The 20937-nt window shown below is 65.9% G+C and carries 18 protein-coding genes and 1 pseudogene; 8 read left to right on the forward strand and 11 right to left on the reverse strand.

Annotated elements, in window-relative coordinates:
• Positions 1–59: 59 nt before the first annotated feature.
• The 3 genes from QP166_RS01080 to QP166_RS01090 form a co-directional block, all read right to left on the reverse strand.
• Complete coding sequence (locus QP166_RS01080) at positions 60–1628, reverse strand: GGDEF domain-containing protein (RefSeq protein ID WP_333914235.1); 1569 nt, start codon at positions 1626–1628, stop codon at positions 60–62.
• A gap of 297 nt (positions 1629–1925) precedes the next feature.
• On the reverse strand, positions 1926–4247 hold the full coding sequence (gene clpA, locus QP166_RS01085) for an ATP-dependent Clp protease ATP-binding subunit ClpA (RefSeq protein ID WP_333914236.1): 2322 nt from the start codon (positions 4245–4247) through the stop codon (positions 1926–1928).
• Positions 4248–4389: 142 nt separating this feature from the next.
• Positions 4390–4587 (reverse strand): DUF1192 domain-containing protein, encoded by a 198-nt coding sequence (locus QP166_RS01090; protein ID WP_333914237.1) that lies wholly within the window; start codon positions 4585–4587, stop codon positions 4390–4392.
• Between the two features lie 73 nt (positions 4588–4660).
• Here QP166_RS01090 and QP166_RS01095 point away from each other — a divergent pair.
• Positions 4661–5661 (forward strand): annotated as a pseudogene (locus tag QP166_RS01095) (NAD(P)H-quinone oxidoreductase).
• Between the two features lie 145 nt (positions 5662–5806).
• On the opposite strand, the gene QP166_RS01100 reads toward QP166_RS01095, so the two are convergent.
• Together QP166_RS01100 and QP166_RS01105 are read right to left on the reverse strand one after the other, a co-directional pair.
• Positions 5807–7102 carry an amidohydrolase family protein gene (locus QP166_RS01100; protein WP_333914238.1) on the reverse strand — a complete coding sequence of 432 codons (1296 nt, stop codon included), beginning with the start codon at positions 7100–7102 and terminating at the stop codon, positions 5807–5809.
• Positions 7099–8520 (reverse strand): amidohydrolase, encoded by a 1422-nt coding sequence (locus tag QP166_RS01105; RefSeq protein WP_333914239.1) that lies wholly within the window; start codon positions 8518–8520, stop codon positions 7099–7101. Before QP166_RS01105 ends, QP166_RS01100 begins: the two co-directional genes overlap by 4 nt.
• Before the next feature lie 224 nt (positions 8521–8744).
• Here QP166_RS01105 and QP166_RS01110 point away from each other — a divergent pair, with 224 nt between their 5' ends.
• The 4 genes from QP166_RS01110 to QP166_RS01125 all read left to right on the forward strand — a co-directional run bounded on the left by QP166_RS01110 (position 8745) and on the right by QP166_RS01125 (position 12190).
• A complete protein-coding gene (locus QP166_RS01110) occupies positions 8745–9251 on the forward strand; it encodes a MucR family transcriptional regulator (protein ID WP_333914240.1) in 507 nt (168 codons plus the stop codon).
• A 28-nt stretch (positions 9252–9279) separates the two neighbouring features.
• Positions 9280–10137, forward strand: coding sequence for an oxygenase MpaB family protein (locus tag QP166_RS01115; RefSeq protein WP_333914241.1), 858 nt, complete (start codon positions 9280–9282; stop codon positions 10135–10137).
• 46 nt (positions 10138–10183) lie between these two features.
• Entirely contained in the window at positions 10184–10615 is a 432-nt protein-coding gene (locus QP166_RS01120; RefSeq protein ID WP_333914242.1) for a CoA-binding protein, read from the forward strand.
• A gap of 183 nt (positions 10616–10798) precedes the next feature.
• Positions 10799–12190: an amino acid permease gene (locus tag QP166_RS01125; RefSeq protein WP_333914243.1), complete on the forward strand. Its 1392-nt coding sequence runs from the start codon at positions 10799–10801 to the stop codon at positions 12188–12190.
• Between the two features lie 115 nt (positions 12191–12305).
• On the opposite strand, the gene QP166_RS01130 is transcribed toward QP166_RS01125, so the two are convergent.
• From QP166_RS01130 to QP166_RS01145, 4 genes are all read right to left on the reverse strand, one after another.
• Positions 12306–12602, reverse strand: a complete 297-nt coding sequence (locus QP166_RS01130) for a zinc ribbon domain-containing protein YjdM (RefSeq protein ID WP_333914244.1) — start codon at positions 12600–12602, stop codon at positions 12306–12308.
• A gap of 73 nt (positions 12603–12675) precedes the next feature.
• A complete protein-coding gene (gene acnA, locus QP166_RS01135) occupies positions 12676–15363 on the reverse strand; it encodes an aconitate hydratase AcnA (RefSeq protein WP_333914245.1) in 2688 nt (895 codons plus the stop codon).
• Positions 15364–15639: 276 nt separating this feature from the next.
• Positions 15640–16800 (reverse strand): epoxide hydrolase family protein, encoded by a 1161-nt coding sequence (locus tag QP166_RS01140; protein ID WP_333914246.1) that lies wholly within the window; start codon positions 16798–16800, stop codon positions 15640–15642.
• 122 nt (positions 16801–16922) lie between these two features.
• On the reverse strand, positions 16923–17456 hold the full coding sequence (locus QP166_RS01145; RefSeq protein WP_333914247.1) for a VOC family protein: 534 nt from the start codon (positions 17454–17456) through the stop codon (positions 16923–16925).
• Positions 17457–17603: 147 nt separating this feature from the next.
• On the opposite strand from QP166_RS01145, the gene QP166_RS01150 reads away from it, so the two are divergent.
• The gene (locus QP166_RS01150; RefSeq protein ID WP_333914248.1) at positions 17604–18143 is read left to right on the forward strand and encodes a hypothetical protein; all 540 of its coding nucleotides are present in this window, start codon (positions 17604–17606) and stop codon (positions 18141–18143) included.
• Between the two features lie 139 nt (positions 18144–18282).
• On the opposite strand, the gene QP166_RS01155 is transcribed toward QP166_RS01150, so the two are convergent.
• Together QP166_RS01155 and QP166_RS01160 are read right to left on the reverse strand one after the other, a co-directional pair.
• Positions 18283–19404 carry a M14 family metallopeptidase gene (locus QP166_RS01155; protein WP_333914249.1) on the reverse strand — a complete coding sequence of 374 codons (1122 nt, stop codon included), beginning with the start codon at positions 19402–19404 and terminating at the stop codon, positions 18283–18285.
• A complete protein-coding gene (locus QP166_RS01160) occupies positions 19401–20003 on the reverse strand; it encodes a DUF4136 domain-containing protein (protein WP_333914250.1) in 603 nt (200 codons plus the stop codon). The genes QP166_RS01155 and QP166_RS01160 overlap by 4 nt, the downstream gene beginning before the upstream one ends.
• A gap of 155 nt (positions 20004–20158) precedes the next feature.
• Here QP166_RS01160 and ykgO point away from each other — a divergent pair, with 155 nt between their 5' ends.
• Positions 20159–20284 (forward strand): type B 50S ribosomal protein L36, encoded by a 126-nt coding sequence (ykgO, locus tag QP166_RS01165; protein ID WP_003046794.1) that lies wholly within the window; start codon positions 20159–20161, stop codon positions 20282–20284.
• A gap of 8 nt (positions 20285–20292) precedes the next feature.
• Entirely contained in the window at positions 20293–20904 is a 612-nt protein-coding gene (locus QP166_RS01170; protein WP_333914253.1) for an HAD family hydrolase, read from the forward strand.
• Positions 20905–20937: the final 33 nt, after the last annotated feature.

Below are 20937 nucleotides of genomic sequence, written 5' to 3' on the forward strand. Positions count from 1 at the left end.
GATGCGGTCATAGCACAAGGGCAGGGTAACGCGACAGCGGCGGCGGTCGAGCGCGGGCGCTATGCCGCTTCCGCCCAGCGCAGCCGGTCGCGGCCGGCGCGCTTGGCGGCGAACAGCGCGTCGTCGGCGCGGCCATAGAGCAACTTCCAGTCGGCCTCGTCGGCGATCGCACCGCATTCGCTCCCCAGCGAGGCGGTGACCGCGAGATCAAACGGCATCGTTGCGGAGCGGATCTGCGTCAGGATCGTCTCGGGCATGGTGGTCGCCGAGGCAGGGGCAAGCACCGCAAATTCCTCGCCGCCGATTCGGGCGAGCAAGGCGTCGACGGGTACCGATTGGCGCAGCGCATCGGCAAAGACGCGCAGTACCTGATCGCCGCCGTCATGGCCGAGCGTTTCGTTGACGCGCTTGAAATGATCGATGTCGACCAGCACCAGGATGTGCGCATCGGGGCGGCCGATCGCCTCGCGCAGGAAGCTACGACGATTCATCAGCCCCGTCAGCGGATCGCTGTCGGCGAGCAACCGCGCCAGCATCTCCTGCTCGCGCGCCTGGTCGCAATCCTCGGTCAGTTGCTTGATCCGCCATGCGATCGCGAGTGCGCTGAAGCTCGCCTCCAACACCATCGCGATCAACGTCGAATTGTCGATCCACAAGCTCCACGCGATCAACCCGAGCGCCTGTAGCACGCGCGCGGTGGCAGTGAGCAGCGGCACGCCCCATGCGATCGCGAACGCGCGGGAATAGCGATCGTCGGCGTGCCAGCCCCGCCACAGCAGCGGCAGGGTGAGCAACAGCGTCGCAAGGAACGTGAACGTCATCGTCCGGTCGAGCCACCGAGCGTAGAGCGGCATCAGCAGCGTATAGGCCAGCGCGGCGGCCAGCAGGGTGCTGGTTGCGATGTCGATCGCCGGGCGCAGCCAGCCGCGCGTCACCTGTGGCGCGAAGAAGCGCCGCGCGAACATCATCGCGCTCGACAAGGTCGTGGCTAGCAGCAGCATGTTGAGCCGCAAGCGCAGATTGTTGTCGAGCCCGGTAAGTTGCCCGAGCAGCCCCGAACTGCTGACGGCATAGGCGATCAGCGACAGGACCATCACGCAATACGGCAGGTGGAAGCGTTGCCGCAGCGCCGCGCCAAGCGCGATGTTGAAGATCAGCAGCGCCACCGCGAGCCCGACGAAGCCGGCGTAAAAGGCGGTCATTTGCAAGGTGTAGCGCTGCGACACGTCGGGGGAGATCAGTTGCGGCTGCAGCACCAGCCCGCGCAGGTTCGCCGCGCCGCGGACATGCCACAGGATCTGGACCGGGCGTGCGGAAGCGGGCGGGATCGGGATTTCGAACGCGGCGCCGAGTCGCAGGTGCCGCCATGCGCTCGCGCTGTCGAAGCCGATCGAGCGGATCGTGCCGTCGGCATAGCGGATGTGAAGCGTGGCGCTGTCCTGCCACAGGCTGCCGGAGCGGATCGCAACGCCGGGTTCGAGCAGCGGCAGCGTTTGCGAGCGCACCCAGTAATCGCCCGAGGGGGCGCGGCGCTGCGACCCCGTACAATCGAACCCGCCGGTCGTGCCGAACAGCAGAGACGCACGATCGCCGATCGATACCGGTCGGTAGCAGGTGCGCAGCGGCATCTCGGTGCTCGCCGACGCAGCAGACGGAAGCGCAAGCGAAAGGAGGATGGGGGTCCAAGCCGCCAAAATCCGCAAGATGATCCCCTCCGACATGCGGCAAGGCTAAAAAAGTAGGTAACAGAAGGTTAACGCGAAAGGTGAAGAGGTAAAAATTTCCCGCGCGGCCGCTGGTCGCGAGAACTAGCCGTTGCGGAAATTAACGAGCGAACGCCGTCACATCGGACGGGAAGGTGGGTCGTGAAGCCGCTTTCAAAGGTTAACGGGCCGGGGCTGTGACACCCCGGCCCGTCAGCGTGCTCAGTCGGCTGCCGCCGGAGCGGCCTTGCCCTTCTTCCCCGATTTCTTGGGCGCCGCGGGTTCGATCGCGAAGGTCAGCGCATTGTCCTTGAGGTTGACCGTCACCTCGCCGCCATGGACCAGCTTGCCGAACAGCAATTCCTCGGCGAGCGGCTGCTTGATCTTTTCCTGGATCAGGCGGCCCATCGGACGGGCACCATAGAGCTTGTCATAGCCCTTTTCGGTCAGCCACTTCTTCGACTCATCGCTCAGCTTGATATGCACGTCGCGGTCGGCGAGCTGCAATTCGAGCTGGAGGATGAACTTGTCGACGACGCGCGCCACCACTTCGGTCGGCAGATAACCGAACGGCACGATCGCATCGAGCCGGTTGCGGAACTCCGGCGTGAACATCTTCTGCACCGCCTGCTCGTCCTCGCCCTCGCGGGTGAGATTTCCGAAGCCGACCGTCTCGCGCGCCATGTCCGACGCGCCGGCATTGGTCGTCATGATGAGGATGACGTTGCGGAAATCGACGGTCTTGCCGTGCTGGTCGGTCAGACGGCCATTGTCCATGACCTGCAACAGGATGTTGAACAGGTCCGGATGCGCCTTCTCGATCTCGTCGAGCAGCAGCACGCAATGCGGGTTCTGGTCGACCGCGTCGGTCAACAGGCCGCCCTGGTCGAAGCCGACATAGCCGGGAGGCGCACCGATCAGCCGGCTGACCGAGTGGCGCTCCATATATTCGCTCATGTCGAAACGCTGGAGCGGGATGCCGAGGATCGTCGAAAGCTGCTTGGCAACCTCGGTTTTGCCGACGCCCGTCGGGCCGGTGAACAGATAATTGCCGATCGGCTTCTCCGGCTCGCGCAGGCCCGCCCGCGCCAGCTTGATCGCCGACGACAGTTTCTCGATCGCGACGTTCTGCCCGAAGACGACACGCTTCAGATCGGTCTCGAGCGTCTCGAGTTGCTTCTTGTCGTCGGTCGACACGCTCTTCGGCGGGATCCGCGCCATCGTCGCGATCACCTGTTCGATCTCCTTGGCGGTGATCGTCTTCTTGCGCTTGTTCGGTGCCACCAGCATCTGCATCGCGCCGACCTCGTCGATCACGTCGATCGCCTTGTCGGGCAGCTTGCGGTCGTTGATGTAGCGCGCCGACAGTTCCACCGCCGACTTGATCGCCTCGGGCGTGTACTTGACCGAGTGATGCTCCTCGAACGCCGACCGCAGCCCGGCGAGGATCTTGATCGTATCCTCGATCGTCGGCTCGTTCACGTCGATCTTCTGGAAGCGCCGCAGCAGCGCGCGGTCCTTCTCGAAGTGGTTGCGGAATTCCTTGTAGGTGGTCGAGCCGATGCAGCGGATCGTGCCGCCCGACAGCGCGGGCTTGAGGAGGTTCGACGCATCCATCGCGCCGCCGCTGGTCGCGCCAGCGCCGATCACGGTGTGGATTTCGTCGATGAACAGCACCGCGTCGGGCAGCTTCTCCAGTTCGTTGACGACTGCCTTCAGCCGCTCTTCGAAGTCGCCGCGATAACGGGTGCCGGCCAGCAGCGCGCCCATATCGAGCGAATAGATGACCGCAGGCTTCAGCACGTCGGGGACGTCGCCCTCGACGATCTTGCGCGCCAGGCCCTCGGCGATCGCAGTCTTGCCGACGCCGGGATCGCCGACATAGAGCGGGTTGTTCTTCGAGCGGCGGCAGAGGATCTGGACGGTGCGATCAACCTCGGCCGAGCGCCCGATCAGCGGATCGACCTTGCCGATCTTGGCCTTCTCGTTGAGGTCGACGGTGAACTGCTTGAGCGCGCTCTCGCCCTTCTTGCCCGGCGCCTCCGCCTTTTCCTTCTTCTCTTCCTCGGGTGCGCCCTTGGCGCTGGTCGCCTCGGGGGTCGCCGCGCCCTTGCCGACGCCATGGCTGATGAAGCTCACCGCATCCAGCCGGCTCATGTCCTGCTGCTGGAGGAAATAGACCGCATAGCTCTCGCGTTCGGAGAACAAGGCGACCAGCACGTTGGCGCCGGTCACCTCGTCGCGGCCAGACGACTGGACGTGGAGAATCGCGCGCTGCACGACGCGCTGAAACCCGCTGGTGGGCGAGGGATCGGTCGCGGCATCGACCTTGAGCGCGCCCAATTCGGTGTCGAGATAATGCGCGACGGTGGTCTTCAACTCGCCCAGGTCGACGCCGCACGAGGACATGACCTGTCCGGCATGTTCGTCGTCGATCAACGCAAGCAACAGATGTTCGAGCGTCGCATATTCGTGGCGGCGCGACGAGGCGGCCTCGAGTGCCTTGTGCAGCGTGGTCTCGAGAGCGCTGGCAAATGACGGCATCAGGTTACTCCTTGCAGGCCGCGTGAAGCCACGCGACCCCTTGCCACGAATGTCGTGACGAACAGGCCCCGCATCAAGCGGTTCCGTTCATCACCCTTGCGACCGCGCATCCGGCACCTGTCGTTCGCCCGATGCGCCGACCTTATCTCTTGAATATCGCGTCGGCACTTGCACGATGGTTAACGGCGCCTTCGATCTTTTTACGCGTGCGGGCGACTTCGCCCTCCAGTGCCTTTACCCGCGCATCAAGCTCCGCGACCGACAGGCGATCGAGATCTTCACGCAGCAACGCGGTCATCGGATCGTCGGGGCGGGCGCCAAGGATGTCGTCGAGGTCCACGGGCAGCATCGTTGACGCTGGGGAACACGGAGTCAATATGACCGCCGACCGTAAAGCAGGGTTCCGCAACACGATGACCGATGTCCCCGATACGATGCTGGCGATCGACCCTGCCGAGGCCGGCGGCCCCGAGGTGCTGGTGCCCGTGGTGCGCACCGTTCCGGTGCCGCGCGACGGCGATGTGCTGGTGCGAGTCGCCGCGGCGGGGGTAAATCGCCCCGACGTGATGCAGCGGCAGGGCTATACCCTCCGCCGCCCGGCGCGCCCTCGGCGCTGGGGCTCGAGATCGCGGGCGAGGTGGTCGCGGTCGGCGAGGGGGTCGATCCCGAGATGCTGGGGCAACGCGTCTGTGCGCTGATTGCGGGCGGCGGCTATGCCGAATACGCGATCGCTCCCGCAGCGCAATGCCTGCCCGTCCCCGACGCGCTGACGCTGGAGGAGGCGGCGGCAATCCCGGAGACCTTGTTCACGGTCTGGACGAACCTGTTCGAGCGCGCCTTCGCGGTCGAGGGCGACACGGTGCTGGTCCATGGCGGGACGGGCGGGATCGGGACGATGGCGATCACGCTGGGCAATCTGTTCGGGCTGGAGGTGATCGTCACCGTCGGCTCGCCCGAGAAGCAGGCGGCGGCGCTACGGCTCGGCGCCGATCATGCCATCGATTACAAGGCGGAGGATTTCGTCGCGCGGGTCAAGGAGATCACCGGTGGGCGCGGCTGCGCGGCAGTGCTCGACATGGTCGGCGGCGACTATGTCCCGCGAAACCTGCAGTGCCTGGCCGAGGACGGACGCCATGTTTCGATCGCGGTCCAGCGCGGTGCGTCGGCAACGGTGCCGTTGTTCGAGATCATGAAGCGTCGGCTGACGCTGACCGGGTCCACGCTGCGCGCGCGCGATGCGGGGTTCAAGGCGCTGGTGACGGAAGAAATCGCACGGACCGTCTGGCCGTTCGCGGCGGCGGGGAAGCTGAAGCCGGTGATGGATCGCAGCTTCCCCTTCGCGCAGGCGGCGGATGCGCACCGGCGGATGGACGAGGGCAGCCATGTCGGGAAGATCGTGCTGACGATGGGGTGAGGGGGTTCTTCTCGACCGTCATTCCCGCGCAGGCGGGAATCCAGAACCTCCGACGTGCCGGCACTTGCGAGGACCTGCGCGTCTGGATTCCCGCCTGCGCGGGGATGACGGAAGTAGGTGGCGGGGCGTGGTGCCCCGCCGCCACTCACCGCCGCTCGTACGCCTTGGGCAGCGCGCCCTCGGTCGGCGTCAGATAGCGGTCGCGCAACTCGGTCTGGCGCGAGCGCATCGGCTGCGACACGCCATCGATCCACGTTGCCACCGGAACCGACGACAGTTCCAGCGGATCGCCGTCCCAGATCACCACGTCCGCACGTCGCCCGGCACGAAGCGAGCCGATCTCGCCGCCCATGCCGATCGCCTCGGCCGGGCCGCTGGTGATCGAGGCGAACGCCTTCCCCCAATCGAGCCCGGTCGCGCCGGGAATGCGGGCGATCGCGACGAGATTGCCCGCGAACTGCCGCAGGACATGGTCGCCCCCGGATGCACCGGTCGATGCCAGCGCCACCGACACCCCGGCGGCGCGCATCCGCCCGACGTTCGACTCGGTCGCTGCCAGATTCTCGAATTGCGCAGGCAGATCGGCAAGCGCCGCCGCGATCACCGGCACCTTTGCCGCCGCGATCTCCTTTGCGACCAGCCAGCCCTCGGTCACGCCGACCAGCACCAGCCTGAGCTTCGGATAGTCGCGCGGCAGTGCCAGCACGTTGCGGATGTCCGCGGCGCGCTCGACATGGACCAGCAGTGGCACCTGCCCGTCGAGCACGCGCAGCAGCGCCTCGGCATCGGCGCGCGTCACCAGCGCGTCGCGCGAGCGGCCGTCGAAGGCGGCGGGGTTGCGGCGGAAGTCCTGCGCCTGCGCGAAGGCATCGCGGAGCAGCGCATAGGCCGCCGGACGACTGCCCCCCGCCAGCCGCCCGCCGCCCTCGCCCAATTCGACGAACTGGAAGGCGCGCGGCCGCGTGACCGCATCCGGATCGGCGCCCAGGTCGATGATCGCGCCCTGGCCGGCGAAGATCGAGCCTTCCGCACTTGGCGTGACGATCGCGCGGGTCACGCCGCCCAGCCGCTCGTTGGCGACCTTCACCGCCGCCGGATTGACCCCCAGCGACACGTCGATCGCGGCCTTGAACGGCGAGTTGCGCGCGCCGGTATCGTTGCTTTCCTGCACGCCATCGGCATCGACCAGCGAGATGTCGGTCAGCGCCGATACGACGCCCGCAGACACCCATTTGCCCGCCGCGTCGATCACCTGCGCGCCGGCGGGCACCGCGACGCCGCGGCCGGCGGCGACGATCCGCCCGTTCGCGATCACGACCGTGCCACCCTCGATCGGCGCGGAGCCGTCGCCGATCGCGACCGTCCCACCGGCGATCGCGACCGTTTGCGCGGCTGCGGGAGTCGCCAGCATCGTGGCGAGGAGCAGGAGCGCGCGCTTCACTTGACGTCTCCCGAGCCGGGCTGGCCGAGTTCGAAGTCGCTCACCGGGCGACGTTTCGGATCATTGGCATCGTAGAGCAAAGCGCCGTCGACCCAGACCTTCTCGGGCCGGGTGTAGACGCTGAACGGGTTGCCGTTCCACAGCACCACGTCGGCCATCTTGCCCGGCTTCAGGCTGCCGGTCTGCGCGTCGATGCCGAGCGCCTTGGCAGGCCCGAGCGACAGCCACTTCCACGCGGCCGCGTCGCTGATCTGGATGCCCGAGTGGCGCGCCGACGACAGCACCTTGGCAACTTCCTGATTGAGCCGCTGGATGCCGTTCTCGTCGTCGGAATGGATCATCGCGCACGCGCCGGCATTCTCGAGGATCGCGAGGTTCTCGCCGATCCCGTCATAGCTTTCCATCTTGAAGCCGTACCAATCGGCCCATACCGCCGCGCAGGTACCGCTTGCCTTCAAGAGGTCGGCGATCTTGTACGCCTCGACCGCATGGTGGAAGGCGGTGACGTGGTATCCGAACTCCTTGGCCATATCGAGGACGATCGCCATCTCGTCGGCGCGATAGCAATGGTTCTGGACCATGATCTCGCCCGATAGAACGCCGCGCAAAGTGTCCATGCCGATGTCGCGATCGGGGGCGTCGCCGCCCTCGGCCTCGTACTTGTCCCATTTGCGCTTGTAGGCGACCGCCTTCGCCCAGGTCTGGCGATCGACCGCGACATTGCCCATCCGTGTCGACGGCTCGCGGTTCTTGCTGCCGTAGACACGCTTGGGGTTTTCGCCGCACGCCATCTTCAGGCCGTAAGGCGCGCCGGGAAACTTCATCGCCTGCATCGTGCGGGCGTAGACGTTCTTGAGCACCACGCTGCGCCCGCCCATCAGATTGGCCGAGCCGGGCAGGATCTGAAGCGTCGTGACGCCGCCGTTCGCCAGCGCGCGGCCGAAGCCGGGGTCCTGTGGCCAGACGCTATGTTCGGCCCAGACGTCGGCGGTGATCGGCGCGGTCGCTTCGTTGCCGTCCGAATGCGCCTGCACCGAGGGTGTCGGATAGTCGCCGAGGTGGCTGTGGATGTCGACGATGCCGGGCGTCACGTACTTGCCCTCTCCGTCGATCACCGTCGCGCCGGCCGGGGAGTCGAGCGTTTGTCCGACCGCGACCACTTTGCCGTCCGCGAACAATATTGCACCGCCATCGATCCGGTTGCCCTCACCATCGAACACCGTGACGTTGCGCAAGAGCGTCGGCGCGCCGGGATAGGCGCGATAGGTCGAGGGATAAGGATCGCGCGCGTAACGAATCGGCGGCGCCTTCTTCGTGGCCGATGCGGGCTTTTCGGAAGTGGTCGTCGCACAGGCTGAAAGCGGCAGCGCCAGCAACGCTGCCGACAGCAGAGCGCGTCGTGCGCGGTTCGAATTCATCGCGAGGCCCCTTTTTATTCATTTTTTCTTGTCCCGATCATGGACGCGGTCTTGCGCTGCGGTCAAGCGACACCCGTGCCATTCGCGAGCAAAGCGCAGGGGATAAAAGGTTCCCAACCGATATTTACTGTCGCAAATACTTGTATGTTGATTTCATTTGCCCGGCGCGTTGACCTGTCCGGAAACGCTGTCTAGGGCGAGCTATGTAAATAAGGGAGCATCCCATGTCCGAAGATACGATGACCGCCAATGCAGTTGAGCTTGCCACCGAACTGACCATCGCATGGCTCGCCAATCCCAACACCCGCGCTTCGGGCGAGGATGTGCCGGCATTTCTGCGCACGATGCATGATGCGGTGACGAACCTGTCGTCGTCGACTGCACCGTCGGCGCCGGAAGAGCCCGCCGCAGAATATACGCCGGCGGTATCGGTGCGGAAGTCGCTTGCGTCGAAGGATCATCTGATCTCGCTGATCGACGGCAAGCCTTACAAGACACTGCGTCGCCATCTGGCCGGCCATGGCCTTACCCCGGACGACTATCGTCAGCGTTACGGCCTGAAGCCCGACTATCCGATGGTCGCCGAAAGCTACTCGGAAGCGCGCCGTGACATGGCCAAGAAGATCGGCCTCGGCCGCAAGCCTGGCGCACGCCGCGGCGAGGCTGCCGCTGCCGCCGAGCCGACGACCGGTGGGCGTGGCCGCCGTAAGGCCGCTCAGGCGGACGGCTGATCGCCCGAAACGCACGGGCGTCACGCCGATGTCGATCGTCGATCCGATGATCGCACCGGCGGTTGACCGCGCCCGTGCGTCGCTCGCGCAGGCCTTGCGCGATATGGTGGGCAGCGGCGAGCTGGACCTCGCCCGCCCGCCCGGCGACCGCGGACTGATCGCCGACACTTCGCCCGCTTGGCGGGTGCATGGCGATTTCTCCGCGATGATGATCGGCGGCATTTCCGCCTTGCTGGTACAAATGTTGCATCCCGGCGCCCTCGCGGGGGTCTGGGATAACAGCGACTTTCGCCGCGATCGGCTCGGTCGCTTGCGACGCACCGCGCAATTCATCGCCGTCACCACTTACGGTCCGACCGACCTGGCCGAGCGTACGATCGCGCATGTCCGCATGATCCACGACCGTATTCACGGGCAATTGCCGGACGGAACGCGCTATGACGCCAATGATCCGGTACTGTTGACTTGGGTGCATGTCGCCGAGACCGACAGCTTCCTGCGCGGCTATCTCCGCTACCGGGATGCAACCTTATCTCCCGTCGATCAGGACCAATATGTCGCCGATGTCGCGATCGTCGCGGAGCGGCTGGGCGCGCGCGACGTGCCGCGATCGCGTGCCGACATCGCCGCTTACTATCGCGCCGTCCGCCCGCACTTGCGTGGCGACCACCGCGTGCACGAAGTCGCCGATGCGTTGCTTGCTCCTGGTCCTGATCGTGCGCAGGCTGCCGGATTGGCGGTAGCGGCGGCGGCGGCGCTCGATCTGCTCCCGGACTGGGCGGCGGCGCTACATGATCGCCGCCCGCCGCCACTCGTTCGGCCGGCGATCCGGGCTGGGGCGGACGGAATGAGCCGCGTGCTGCGCTGGGCATTGCGCGCGCCCTGAACCGTTCGGCATGATCGCTCGTTCTTCGAGGAAAGGAGCCGGGACGATGCCGCTGACCACCGATACCGAGATCAAGACGTTGCTCGAAGAGGTGCGCACGATCGCACTGGTCGGGGCGTCCGATCGTCCGACGCGGCCGTCGAACGGCGTCATGGCGACCTTGCAGGGGCATGGCTATCGCGTGATCCCGGTCAATCCGCAGATCACAGGTACGCATATCCACGGCGAGTTCGTGTTCCGCAATCTCGAACAGCTCGGCGACCCGATCGACATGGTCGATATCTTCCGCCGCTCCTCGGAGGCCGGCGCGGTGGTCGATCAGGCGATCGCGATCGGGGCGAAGGCAGTGTGGCTGCAACTCGGCGTCATCGACGAGGCCGCGGCCGCACGTGCCGAGGCAGCGGGGTTGAAGGTGGTCATGGATCGCTGTCCGGCGATCGAGATCCCGCGGCTGGGCGTGGATCCGGTGGGCGCCTGAGCCCAATTCCTAACCGTCATTCCCGCGGAGGCAGGAATCCAGAACCTCTGACGTCTCGCCTTTATCGACAAGCCTGCGCGTCTGGATTCTCGCCTTCGCGGGAATGACGAAAGAGGGTGTGGACCCTCCCCAACACTCGTCGCACCTGTTACATTCCTCCCCAAGAGATAAGAAGGGGAGCCCATGTCCAGTCTGTTCCGGCGCAAGCCGATCGCGGTCGAGCACGGCGATGGTCCCGTGCTCGCGCGTACCTTGTCCTGGCCGCATCTCGTCGCGTTGGGCGTCGGTGCGATCGTCGGCACCGGTATCCTGACGCTGATCGGTGTCGGAGCGGATCGTGCGGGGCCGGCGGTGATGCTCAGCTTCGTCATCGCGGGGGCGATCTGCGCCTGCGCCGCGCTTGCCTATGCCGAGATGTCGACGATGATTCCGGCGTCGGGGAGTGCCTATACGTACAGTTATGTCGTGCTGGGCGAGGTGATCGCCTGGGTGATCGGCTGGTCGCTGATCCTCGAATATTCGCTGGTCGTGTCGACGGTGGCGGTCGGCTGGTCCGGCTATGCCTCGGCGCTGCTGACTTCGCTGGGCTTCCCGGTGGCGCTGACCAACGGGCCGGAATTGGGCGGGATCGTCAACGTGCCCGCGGTGTTCATCATCGCGGTCGTCGCCGGGCTGCTGTGCTTCGGCACAAAGGAGAGCGCGACGCTCAACGCGGTGCTGGTGGCGGTGAAGCTGGTCGCGCTGACCGTGTTCGTGTTCGTCGCGCTGCCGCATTTCGACGCCGCCAATCTCCATCCTTTCATGCCGCACGGCTTCACCGCCTCGGTCGATGCCGATGGCAAGGAGCGCGGGGTAATGGCGGCCGCCGCGATCATCTTCTTCGCTTTCTATGGGTTCGACGCGATCTCGACCGCGGCGGAGGAAACCAAGAACCCCGGACGCGACCTGTCGATCGGGATCATCGGGTCGATGTTCGGGTGCATCATCATCTATGTCGGCGTCGCGGTCGCGGCGGTCGGCGCGCTCAGCTACACGCATTTCGCGGGCTCGCCCGAGCCGCTGGCGCTGATCCTGCGCGACATCGGCAAGCCCGGCTTCGCAACCTTCCTCGCGGCCAGTGCGGTGATCGCGCTGCCGACCGTATTGCTGGGATTTCTGTTTGGACAGAGCCGGATCTTCTTCGTGATGGCGCGCGACGGGTTGCTGCCGGCCGGGTTGGCCAAAGTGTCGCGACGCGGCGCGCCGGTGCGGATCACGCTGATGACCGCCGCGCTGGTCGCGGTGATCGCGGGGGTTATGCCGATCGACGCGATCGCCGCGCTCGCCAATGCCGGGACGCTGGCAGCGTTCGTCGCGGTGTGCGTGTGCATGATGGTGATGCGCCGCCGCGCGCCGGATGCGGAGCGGACGTTCCGCACGCCGATGGCGCCGGTGGTGGGGACGCTGGGCGTGCTGGGGTGCGTGTATTTGTTCTTCAGCCTGCCGCAGAAGACGCAGGTATATTTCCTGCTGTGGAATATGGTGGGGCTGGTGGTCTATTTCGCTTGGGGGCGGAAGCGCGCGGTGGTGGCCTGAGGCTACCCTGACCGCCGTTCCCGCGCAGGCAGCGATCCAGGATCTCTGCCGTCGCGCTTCTATCAATAGGCCTGCTCGTCTGGATTCCCGCCTGCGCGGGAATGACGGTGGCGGATTATCGCTTCTTCACGAATTCCGCACGCAGGACCAACCCCTTGATGCCGTCGAAGCGGCAGTCGATTTCCTGCGGGTCGCCGGTCAGGCGGATCGACTTGATCGCCGTGCCGCGCTTGAGCGTCTGGCTGGTGCCCTTGACCTTCAAGTCCTTGATGAGCGTCACCGCGTCACCGTCGGCGAGCAGGTTGCCTACCGCGTCGCGAACCTCGACGCCGTCGGCCGTTGCCGCGGCACTGGCCTCACCCGCCGGCACCCATTCGCCGGTCGCTTCGTCGTAGAGATATTCCTCGCTCAACCTCGTGTCCCCCAAAAGCAGAAAGGGAGGACCAGCGGCCCTCCCTTCCCGAAATCACCCTGATCGTCGTCGCTTACGCGGCGAGGTTCCGCAGCACGTACTGCAGGATGCCGCCGTTCAGGAAGTATTCCAGCTCGTTGACCGTATCGATCCGGCAACGCGTCTGGAACTGCTCGGTCGACCCATCCTGGCGCTTCAGCGTGACGGTCACATCCTGACGCGGACGCAGGTCGGCGACGTGGTGGATGGTGAAGGTCTCGTCGCCGGTCAGCTTGAGCGTTTCGCGGGTCACGCCCTCGGCGAACTGGAGCGGGAGGACGCCCATACCGACGAGGTTCGAGCGATGGATGCGCTCGAAGCTCTCGGTGATAACCGCCCGCACGCCCAACAGGTTCGTGCCCTTCGCCGCCCAGTCGCGCGACGAGCCGGTGCCATATTCCTTGCCGGCGATGATGACGAGCGGGGTGCCGTCGGCCTTATGACGCATTGCGGCGTCGTAGATCGGCATCACCTGACCCTCGTAACGGCTCATGCCGCCCTCAACCCCCGGAACCATCTCGTTTTTGATACGGATGTTGGCGAAGGTGCCGCGCATCATGACCTCATGATGGCCACGGCGCGCGCCATAGCTGTTGAAGTCGGCGCGGCTGACCTGATGCTCCTGCAACCACGTCCCCGCCGGGCTGTCGGCCTTGATGCTGCCGGCCGGCGAGATGTGGTCGGTGGTGATCGAATCACCGAGGATCGCCAATGGCTTGGCCTCAATGATGTCGGTCACCGGGGCGGGAGTCATGCCCATGCCCTCGAAGTACGGCGGGTTGGCGACATAGGTCGAGCCGCCGCGCCACGCATAGGTGTCCGACGCGGTAACGTCGATCGCCTGCCACTTCGAGTCGCCGGCATAGACGTTGCCGTAGCGGGCGCGGAACATACCGTCGTCGATGTTGGCGGCCATGAGGTCGGAGACCTCCTGGTTGGTCGGCCAGATGTCGCGCAGGTACACATCCGCGCCGTCCGTGCCCTGACCGATCGGCGTCTCGTTCATGTCGGTGGTGACGGTGCCCTTCAGCGCATAGGCGACGACCAGCGGCGGCGAGGCGAGGAAGTTGGCGCGCACGTCGGGCGAGACGCGACCTTCGAAGTTGCGGTTGCCCGACAGCACCGAGGCGGCGACGAGATCGTTCTCGTTGATCGCCTTGCTGATCGGCGCGGCCAGCGGCCCCGAATTGCCGATGCAGGTGGTGCAGCCGTAACCGACCAGGTTGAAGCCGATCGCGTCGAGATCCGCCGACAGCCCGGCCTTGTCGAGATAGTCGGTCACGACCTGCGACCCCGGCGCCAGCGAGGTCTTCACCCACGGCTTCGGCTTCAGCCCCAAAGCGTTCGCCTTGCGCGCGACCAGACCGGCGGCGACCAGCACCGACGGGTTGGAAGTGTTGGTGCAGCTGGTGATCGCGGCGATCACAACGTCGCCGTCGCCGATGTCATGGCCACGCTCGTCGACCGCGACGCGCGCCGGCTTTTCCTTGTGGTACAGCTTGAACAGGTCGCCGTTGAACACCTCGTCGACGGTGTCGAGGCTGACCTTGTCCTGCGGGCGCTTGGGACCGGCGAGCGACGGGACGACCGTCGACATGTCCAGTTCCAGCGTGTCGGTGAACACGGGGTCCGGCGCGTCGGCATAGCGCCACATGCCCTGTGCCTTGGCATAGGCCTCGGTCAGTGCGACGACCTCGTCGGGGCGGCCGGTGAGGCGCATGTAATCGAGCGTCTTGTCGTCGACCGGGAAGAAGCCGCAGGTCGCGCCGTACTCGGGCGCCATGTTGGCGATCGTCGCGCGATCGGCGAGCGTCATCTGGTCGAGGCCCGGGCCGTAGAACTCCACGAAGCGGCCGACGACGCCCTTGGCGCGCAGCATCTGCGTGACGGTGAGCACCAGGTCGGTCGCAGTGATACCCTCGCGCAGCGCGCCGGTCAGCTTGAAGCCGACGACCTCGGGGATCAGCATCGACACCGGCTGGCCGAGCATCGCGGCCTCGGCCTCGATCCCGCCGACGCCCCAGCCGAGCACGCCCAGGCCGTTGATCATCGTCGTGTGGCTGTCGGTGCCGACCAGCGTATCCGGATAGGCGATCGTCGCACCACTTTTGGCGTGGTCACCGGTTTCCGCCGACGCCCAGACCGCATGGCCGATGTACTCAAGGTTCACCTGGTGGCAGATGCCGGTGCCCGGCGGCACGACCTTGAAATTGTCGAGCGCCTTGCTGCCCCACTTCAGGAACTCGTACCGTTCGGCATTACGGGCGTATTCGAGATCGACGTTCTCCTCGAACGCCTTGGGCGTGCCGAATTCGTCGACCATGACCGAGTGATCGATGACGAGGTGGACGGGCACCTGCGGATTGATCTTCGCCGCGTCGCCACCCAGCTTGGTGATGGCATCGCGCATCGCGGCGAGATCGACCACGCACGGCACGCCGGTGAAATCCTGCATCAGCACGCGCGCGGGGCGATACTGGATTTCACGGTCCGAACGGCGCTCCTGCTGCCAGTCGACGATCGCCTTTACGTCGGCCTCGGTGACGGTGACGCCGTCCTCGAAGCGGAGCATGTTTTCGAGCAGCACCTTCATCGAGAAGGGCAGGCGGCTGATATCGCCGAACTTCGCCTCGGCGGTCTTCAGCGAGAAATAGTCGTAGGACTTGCCCCCGGCCTGCAGCGTCTGGCGGGCGTTGAGCGTATCCTGGCCGATGGCCGTCATGGGCAAAGTCCTTTCTTCAAGGGCCGTCGCCCGGCGGCGTGCGCGTGTGGCGACGGGAGCGAATTTCTCGGTCGCCGCGGGCGATAGCAGCCGTGCCGCATGTGCGAAAGGGGGAGGGTTGTCAGCGTTTGTGGCTGTGGCGCTGGATGGTTGACCGTCAGGGTGCAGGCTCAGGTGAGAGAGCGGCTTTCCCAAAGACGATGGTATAACGGGAAAGCGGAGATGCTTCTTATTTGGCCCGGTTGATAACCAGATCGAGCGATCCCGTGGTCAAAGTTACCGAAGCGGCCGGAAGAAGGCCCGTATATCCTCCGCGAGAGCTTCAGGTTGTTCGAGTGCAGCGAAATGCCCGCTCTTGGGCATCATGCTCCAGCGCCGGACATCGAACACGCGCTCGACCCAGCTACGAGGAGGCATGGGCAACTCGCGCGGAAATACGGCCACACCCAACGGCACAGCGCTTCTCTCATCGGGAGCGAAGGCGAGCGGATCGAGCCTGTTTTCCTTGTAGAGCCGGAGCGATGCGTCGATCGTACCGGAGAACCAGTAGAGGGAGACGTTGGTGATGATCGTGTCCAGCGGGATCACGGCTTCGACATCGCCGTCATGGTCGCTCCAGGCATCAAACTTCTCGGCCATCCAAGCGGTGAGGCCGATCGGACTGTCCGACAGCGCATAGGCCAAGGTCTGCGGCCTCGTGGCCTGCAGGGCCGCATACGCCCCGCCCTCGGCCGCAAATGCCTTTACGCGATCGAGGAAGGACTGCTCGTCCGGAGTGACGGGGGCGACCGCTGCGTCGATGCAGGGTGCGAAGCTGCTTGGAATGTAGTTGAGGTGGACGCCCGTCAGCGCCTCCGGACGCTGTCTCGCCAGCCACATCGACACCCCTGCACCGATGTCGCCGCCCTGTGCGCCGTAGCGATCATAGCCCAGCCCAGCCATGAGACCGGCCCACATGCCGGCGATGATCCTGGTACTCACGCCGGTCGACTGCGGTGCCTGACTGAAACCATATCCGGGCAAGGACGGTACGACCACGTCGAACCCGTCCAGCGGGTCCCCGCCGTGCGCCGCAGGATCGGTAAGCAGCGGCAGGATGCGCTCCATCTCGATAAACGATCCCGGCCATCCATGTGTCAGTATCAGCGGCATGGGAGCGGGGCCGACGCCACGCTGATGGACATAGTGCACGTCCAGTCCGTCGATGCGGGAAATGAATTGCGGAAGCCTGTTGAGCCGGGCTTCCGTCGCTCGCCAATCGAAGCCGTTGGTCCATCGATTCGCCAGACGCCGTACCAGTCGTAGACTGGTGCCGTCTTCGCTGCTTTCGGGATCAATCGGGTCGATCAGCCGTGCTGCACCTACGCGACGCAGCAAGTCGGTAAGCGCTTCATCTTCGACTGCGATTTCGAATTTCCGCCGCGTCACTGCGTTCATCGTTTCAAACGGCGGCCAACGCGGCCTTCAAATCAACCTTGCTCCAGACACGATCGTCCTGCGGTGATAGCCCCCATCGTGCAGTAAATGCCTCAATTGGTGCATTTATCCATCAGGTTCGTTTATCCAGCCGGCGGCTGCATGAACTCTATCGTGATATGATCCGGGCCTGAAACATAGGCCACCAACGTTCCCTTTTTCGGGCCGCCGGGGATCGGCTGCGGACTTCCCTTGGCCTTCCATCCTGCCGCTTCGACGCGGGCGATGGCGGCGTGGATGTCCTTTACGGTGAAGGCGAGATGGGCGGCTCCGATCGATCCCGCGCTGTCGGGCAGCACCCCGTTCCGGTGCCCTTGCGAATAGTGCAGCAATTCGACCACGTAGCCGTCCGGTGCCGTGACGATCGCCGTCTTCACCTTCGGATCATTGACGCCTGTCACTTGACGCAGGAAGTCACCCCCCATCTCCGATTGCCGCTCCAGCGTGAAGCCGAGCGCTTCCGTCCAGAACCGGATGGCTTCGTCCAATGACGATACCGCGAAGCCCGTATGATCCGCAGCGATTACATTGGGGGTATAGGTCATCGCTGCATCCTTAGTGTGTCGGCCTTCCGGCGTATCGATCTGTGCGCCGGCAAGAACCGGCAGCAGCAGCATGGCGAATATGATCTTCGTCGTGACGCTTCAGGACTCGAACCCGTTCCCGCAACGGAACCTGTGTGGCGATTTCGACCTGCCGGTGCGCGCTGTCCTACATGCACCGCCCTGCGGTATCTGGCGGCAGCGCGGCGTGGGGGATCGCAGATGGATGATGAGACGAAGGAAGCCGGCGGTGGCGGCGAGGCGGCGTTCCGGTATCGGCATGACGGGTGGACGCCGATGCGGCAGGTCGCGTTCCTTCGCGCGCTGCGCACCACCGCGTGCGTGCGGGACGCGTGCGCGCAGGTCGGGTTGAGTTCGACCTTCGCCTATCGGGTCAAGCGGCGCCTTCCCGAATTGGGTGCTGCGTGGGACGCGGCGCTCGCCTATCAATTGCCGGCGCTGGAGCGTGCCGCTTATGCGCGGGCGGTCGAGGGCTGGCTGGAGCCGATCGTCTACAAGGGCGAGGTGGTGGCGCACCGGCGGCGCTATTCGGATGCGATGCTGCGCTTGTTGTTGCAGCGCGAGGATGCGCGGCCGGTCCCGGACATGGCGAAGGGGAGCGGCGGACGGCTGGTGACCTCGGCGCGGGCGCGGGCCGAGGCGGAGCTGTTGCAGCGGCTGAAGGCGATGGCCAAGCGGCAGCGGGCGCGTGGCGAGGGCGGGCCGCGGGCGTCGGGGCAGGAAGCGTCCGAAGAGCGATGAGCGGCCGGGGGCCGACATGGAACCGACCCACATTCGTCATTGCGAGCGCAGCGAAGCAATCCAGAGCCGGATCAGGACGCCCTGGATTGCTTCGCTGCGCTCGCAATGACGACTCCGGTTCGACATGATGTCATCGCGCCTACAGCGTCCCGATCATCTCGGTCAGCACCTGGAGGCAGGCGACGCCGAGTGCCTTCGACCGGTCGGCGCTCCACCCCAACGCCGGGTCGGGGTTGGCGTCGTGATCCTTGAACGGCATTTCCAGCGTCACCGACACCGCGCCGAACCGCTCGGCGAGCTGGTTGGTCGACATCGACAGATTGGCGGTGCCGGGGGCGGCCTTCTCGTAACCGAGCTGGGTCTGGAAGTCCGGGGTGTGCGCGGCCAGCCGGCGGCCGAACTCGGTGAAGCTGTTGCCGCGTGCGTCGTTCCACGACGGAACGCCTTCGAACCCGGCGATGAAATTGGCGGCGATCGCCTCGTCGCCGTGGACGTCGATCGCGAAGGTGACGCCGGTCGCGTCCATCTCACGCAGGACGCACAACACTTCGGGGCTGCGCTCGGGGGTCGGCGCGTGCCACTCGCGGTTCAGGTTCACGCCCGCCGCGTTGGTGCGCAGATGCCCGCGGCGCGTGCCGTCGGGGTTCATGTTCGGGACGACATGGACGGTCGCTTCGCGCAGCAACGGCGCGGCGGCCGGGCTGGTCAGCCAGTCGAGCGCGCCGTCCATCCACCATTCGGCCATCGATTCGCCGGGATGCTGGCGCGCGTAGAGCCACACCTGCTTCGCGCCGGTGCCGAGCCGGAAATAATCGATCGCCTGCCCGTCCAGCGTCGCGCCGAGTTCGCGATGCTCCACGCCCGGCCGCCCGGCGATCCGTGCGACCAGCCGCGCGTGCATCTCCATCGTATAGGGCGCGAAATAGGCGAACCACGCCAGGTCGCCCTGCCCGGTCCAGTCGAAGCTGAGCACGCCGCCGTCGTAGCGGGTGTCGATCATCCGCCACTGGTCGAGATCGGTCGAGGCGCGTGTCTTGTAGCCCGGCCAGCCGAACGGATAGGCCGACTCGCCTGCGTTGAGGATGCGGAAGGCGACGCGCTTGCCGCGCAGCCCGGCGACGCGGAAATAGAACCATTGGAAGAAGTCGGACTGGTGATCGTGGACGATCTCCAGATCGCAGCGCCAGTCGTCGCCCGCGCCCTCGACGCCGACAAGCTTGATGTTGCCGCCATCGAAGGCGGCGTTGATGTTGAGCGTCATTTTACCTCGACCGTCCGCCCCGATTCGCCGGGGAAATTCTTGAAGAGCGCGCTCGCGAGCCGTCCGGCGACCGATGCGGCGTCGGCGTCGGGCGCGCTGGTGTCGGTCAGCGATTGCGCCTGACCCTCCCAGATCGCGTCCGCGCCGTGGCGGATGCGGACCGCCAGCTCGGTGACCAGCCCGAGCCGCCCGCCCGAGTCGCCGCCGACCGGGAAGCTCACGCCGCCGCCCAGCCCGGTACCGCCGCGCCAGCCGCCCGAATAGCCACCGCCGCCGATCCCGATCTGGATCGGGGAGCGCTTCGGCGGCAGTCGACGCTCGGCGCGGGTGAAGCCGACGGTGGCGATGAAGTCGGGCTTGCTGCCCGGCGCGGCGCTGGTGAAGCCGTTGCGGAGCAGCTCGGCCTCTACCGCGGCGGCATAGGTCTTGTACTCGAGGCTCGCGGACGAGGGGCCGGGCAGCGGCTCGACCATGATCGTCCCGCGCTCCGCCACCGCATCGTAATGGAAGCGCGTCGCCTGTACCGGGAAGCGTTGCGGCCCGGTGGTGCAGGCGGCCAGCGGTGCCAGCGAAAGAACCAAGAAAATCGCGCGACGCATGACACACCCTCGATAAGATCGTTTCGACATAACAACGCACGCTTGCGGCGCAAGCTCCGGGCGACCCACGCTCGCACCGCAAGCGCCCGCTCGGTTGACTTTCACGGCCGCGCTCTCTAGGCGGCGCGCTTCCCAGTTTTCGAAGAAGCGCAGCCATGAAGATCCGCAACAGCCTGAAGTCGCTCAAGGACCGTCATCGCGACAATCGCGTGATCCGCCGTCGCGGCCGGACCTATGTCATCAACAAGACGAATCGCCGGTTCAAGGCCCGCCAGGGCTGATTTCCGGCGTGACGCCGACGTCGGTCATCTTCGACGTCGGGCACGTCCTGTACGATTGGAACCCCAGGGTTCTGTACGAGCGCCTGTTCGACGACGAACGGGCGCTCGACGTGTTCCTGAGCGAGGTCGCCACGCGCGAGTGGCATTTCCAGCACGATGCCGGTCGCCCGTTCGCGGAGACCAGCGCGGAGCTTGGCGCGCGATTCCCGGAACATGCCGCGATGATCGCGCTGTGGGGGCCACGATTCGGCGAGCAGCTCCCGGGGCAGATCCCCGGCATGATCGAGATCGTCGAGGAACTCGACGCGGCGGGCGTCCCGCTGTTCGCGATCACCAATTTCAGCCACGAATTCTTCCCGCCGTTCCGCGCACGCGAGGCGGCGGTGTTCGATCGCTTCCGCGACATCGTCGTTTCCGGTGACGAGCGGCTCGTGAAGCCCGATGCGGCGATCTACCGGCTTGCGCTCGGTCGTTTCGGACTGGCGCCGGGCGAGGCGTTCTTCATCGACGACAATGCCGCCAATATCGACGGCGCGCAGGCGCTGGGCATCCACGCGCATCTGTTCACCGACGCGGCGACGCTGCGTCCCGCCCTGGTCGCCGCCGGCCTGCTGCGCTGAGGCGCGGCGGAACGATCGGGCGTACCACGGCTT

It is taken from the genome of Sphingomonas sp. LR60, from assembly GCF_036855935.1.
In the GTDB taxonomy this organism is placed as follows: Bacteria; Pseudomonadota; Alphaproteobacteria; order Sphingomonadales; family Sphingomonadaceae; genus Sphingomonas.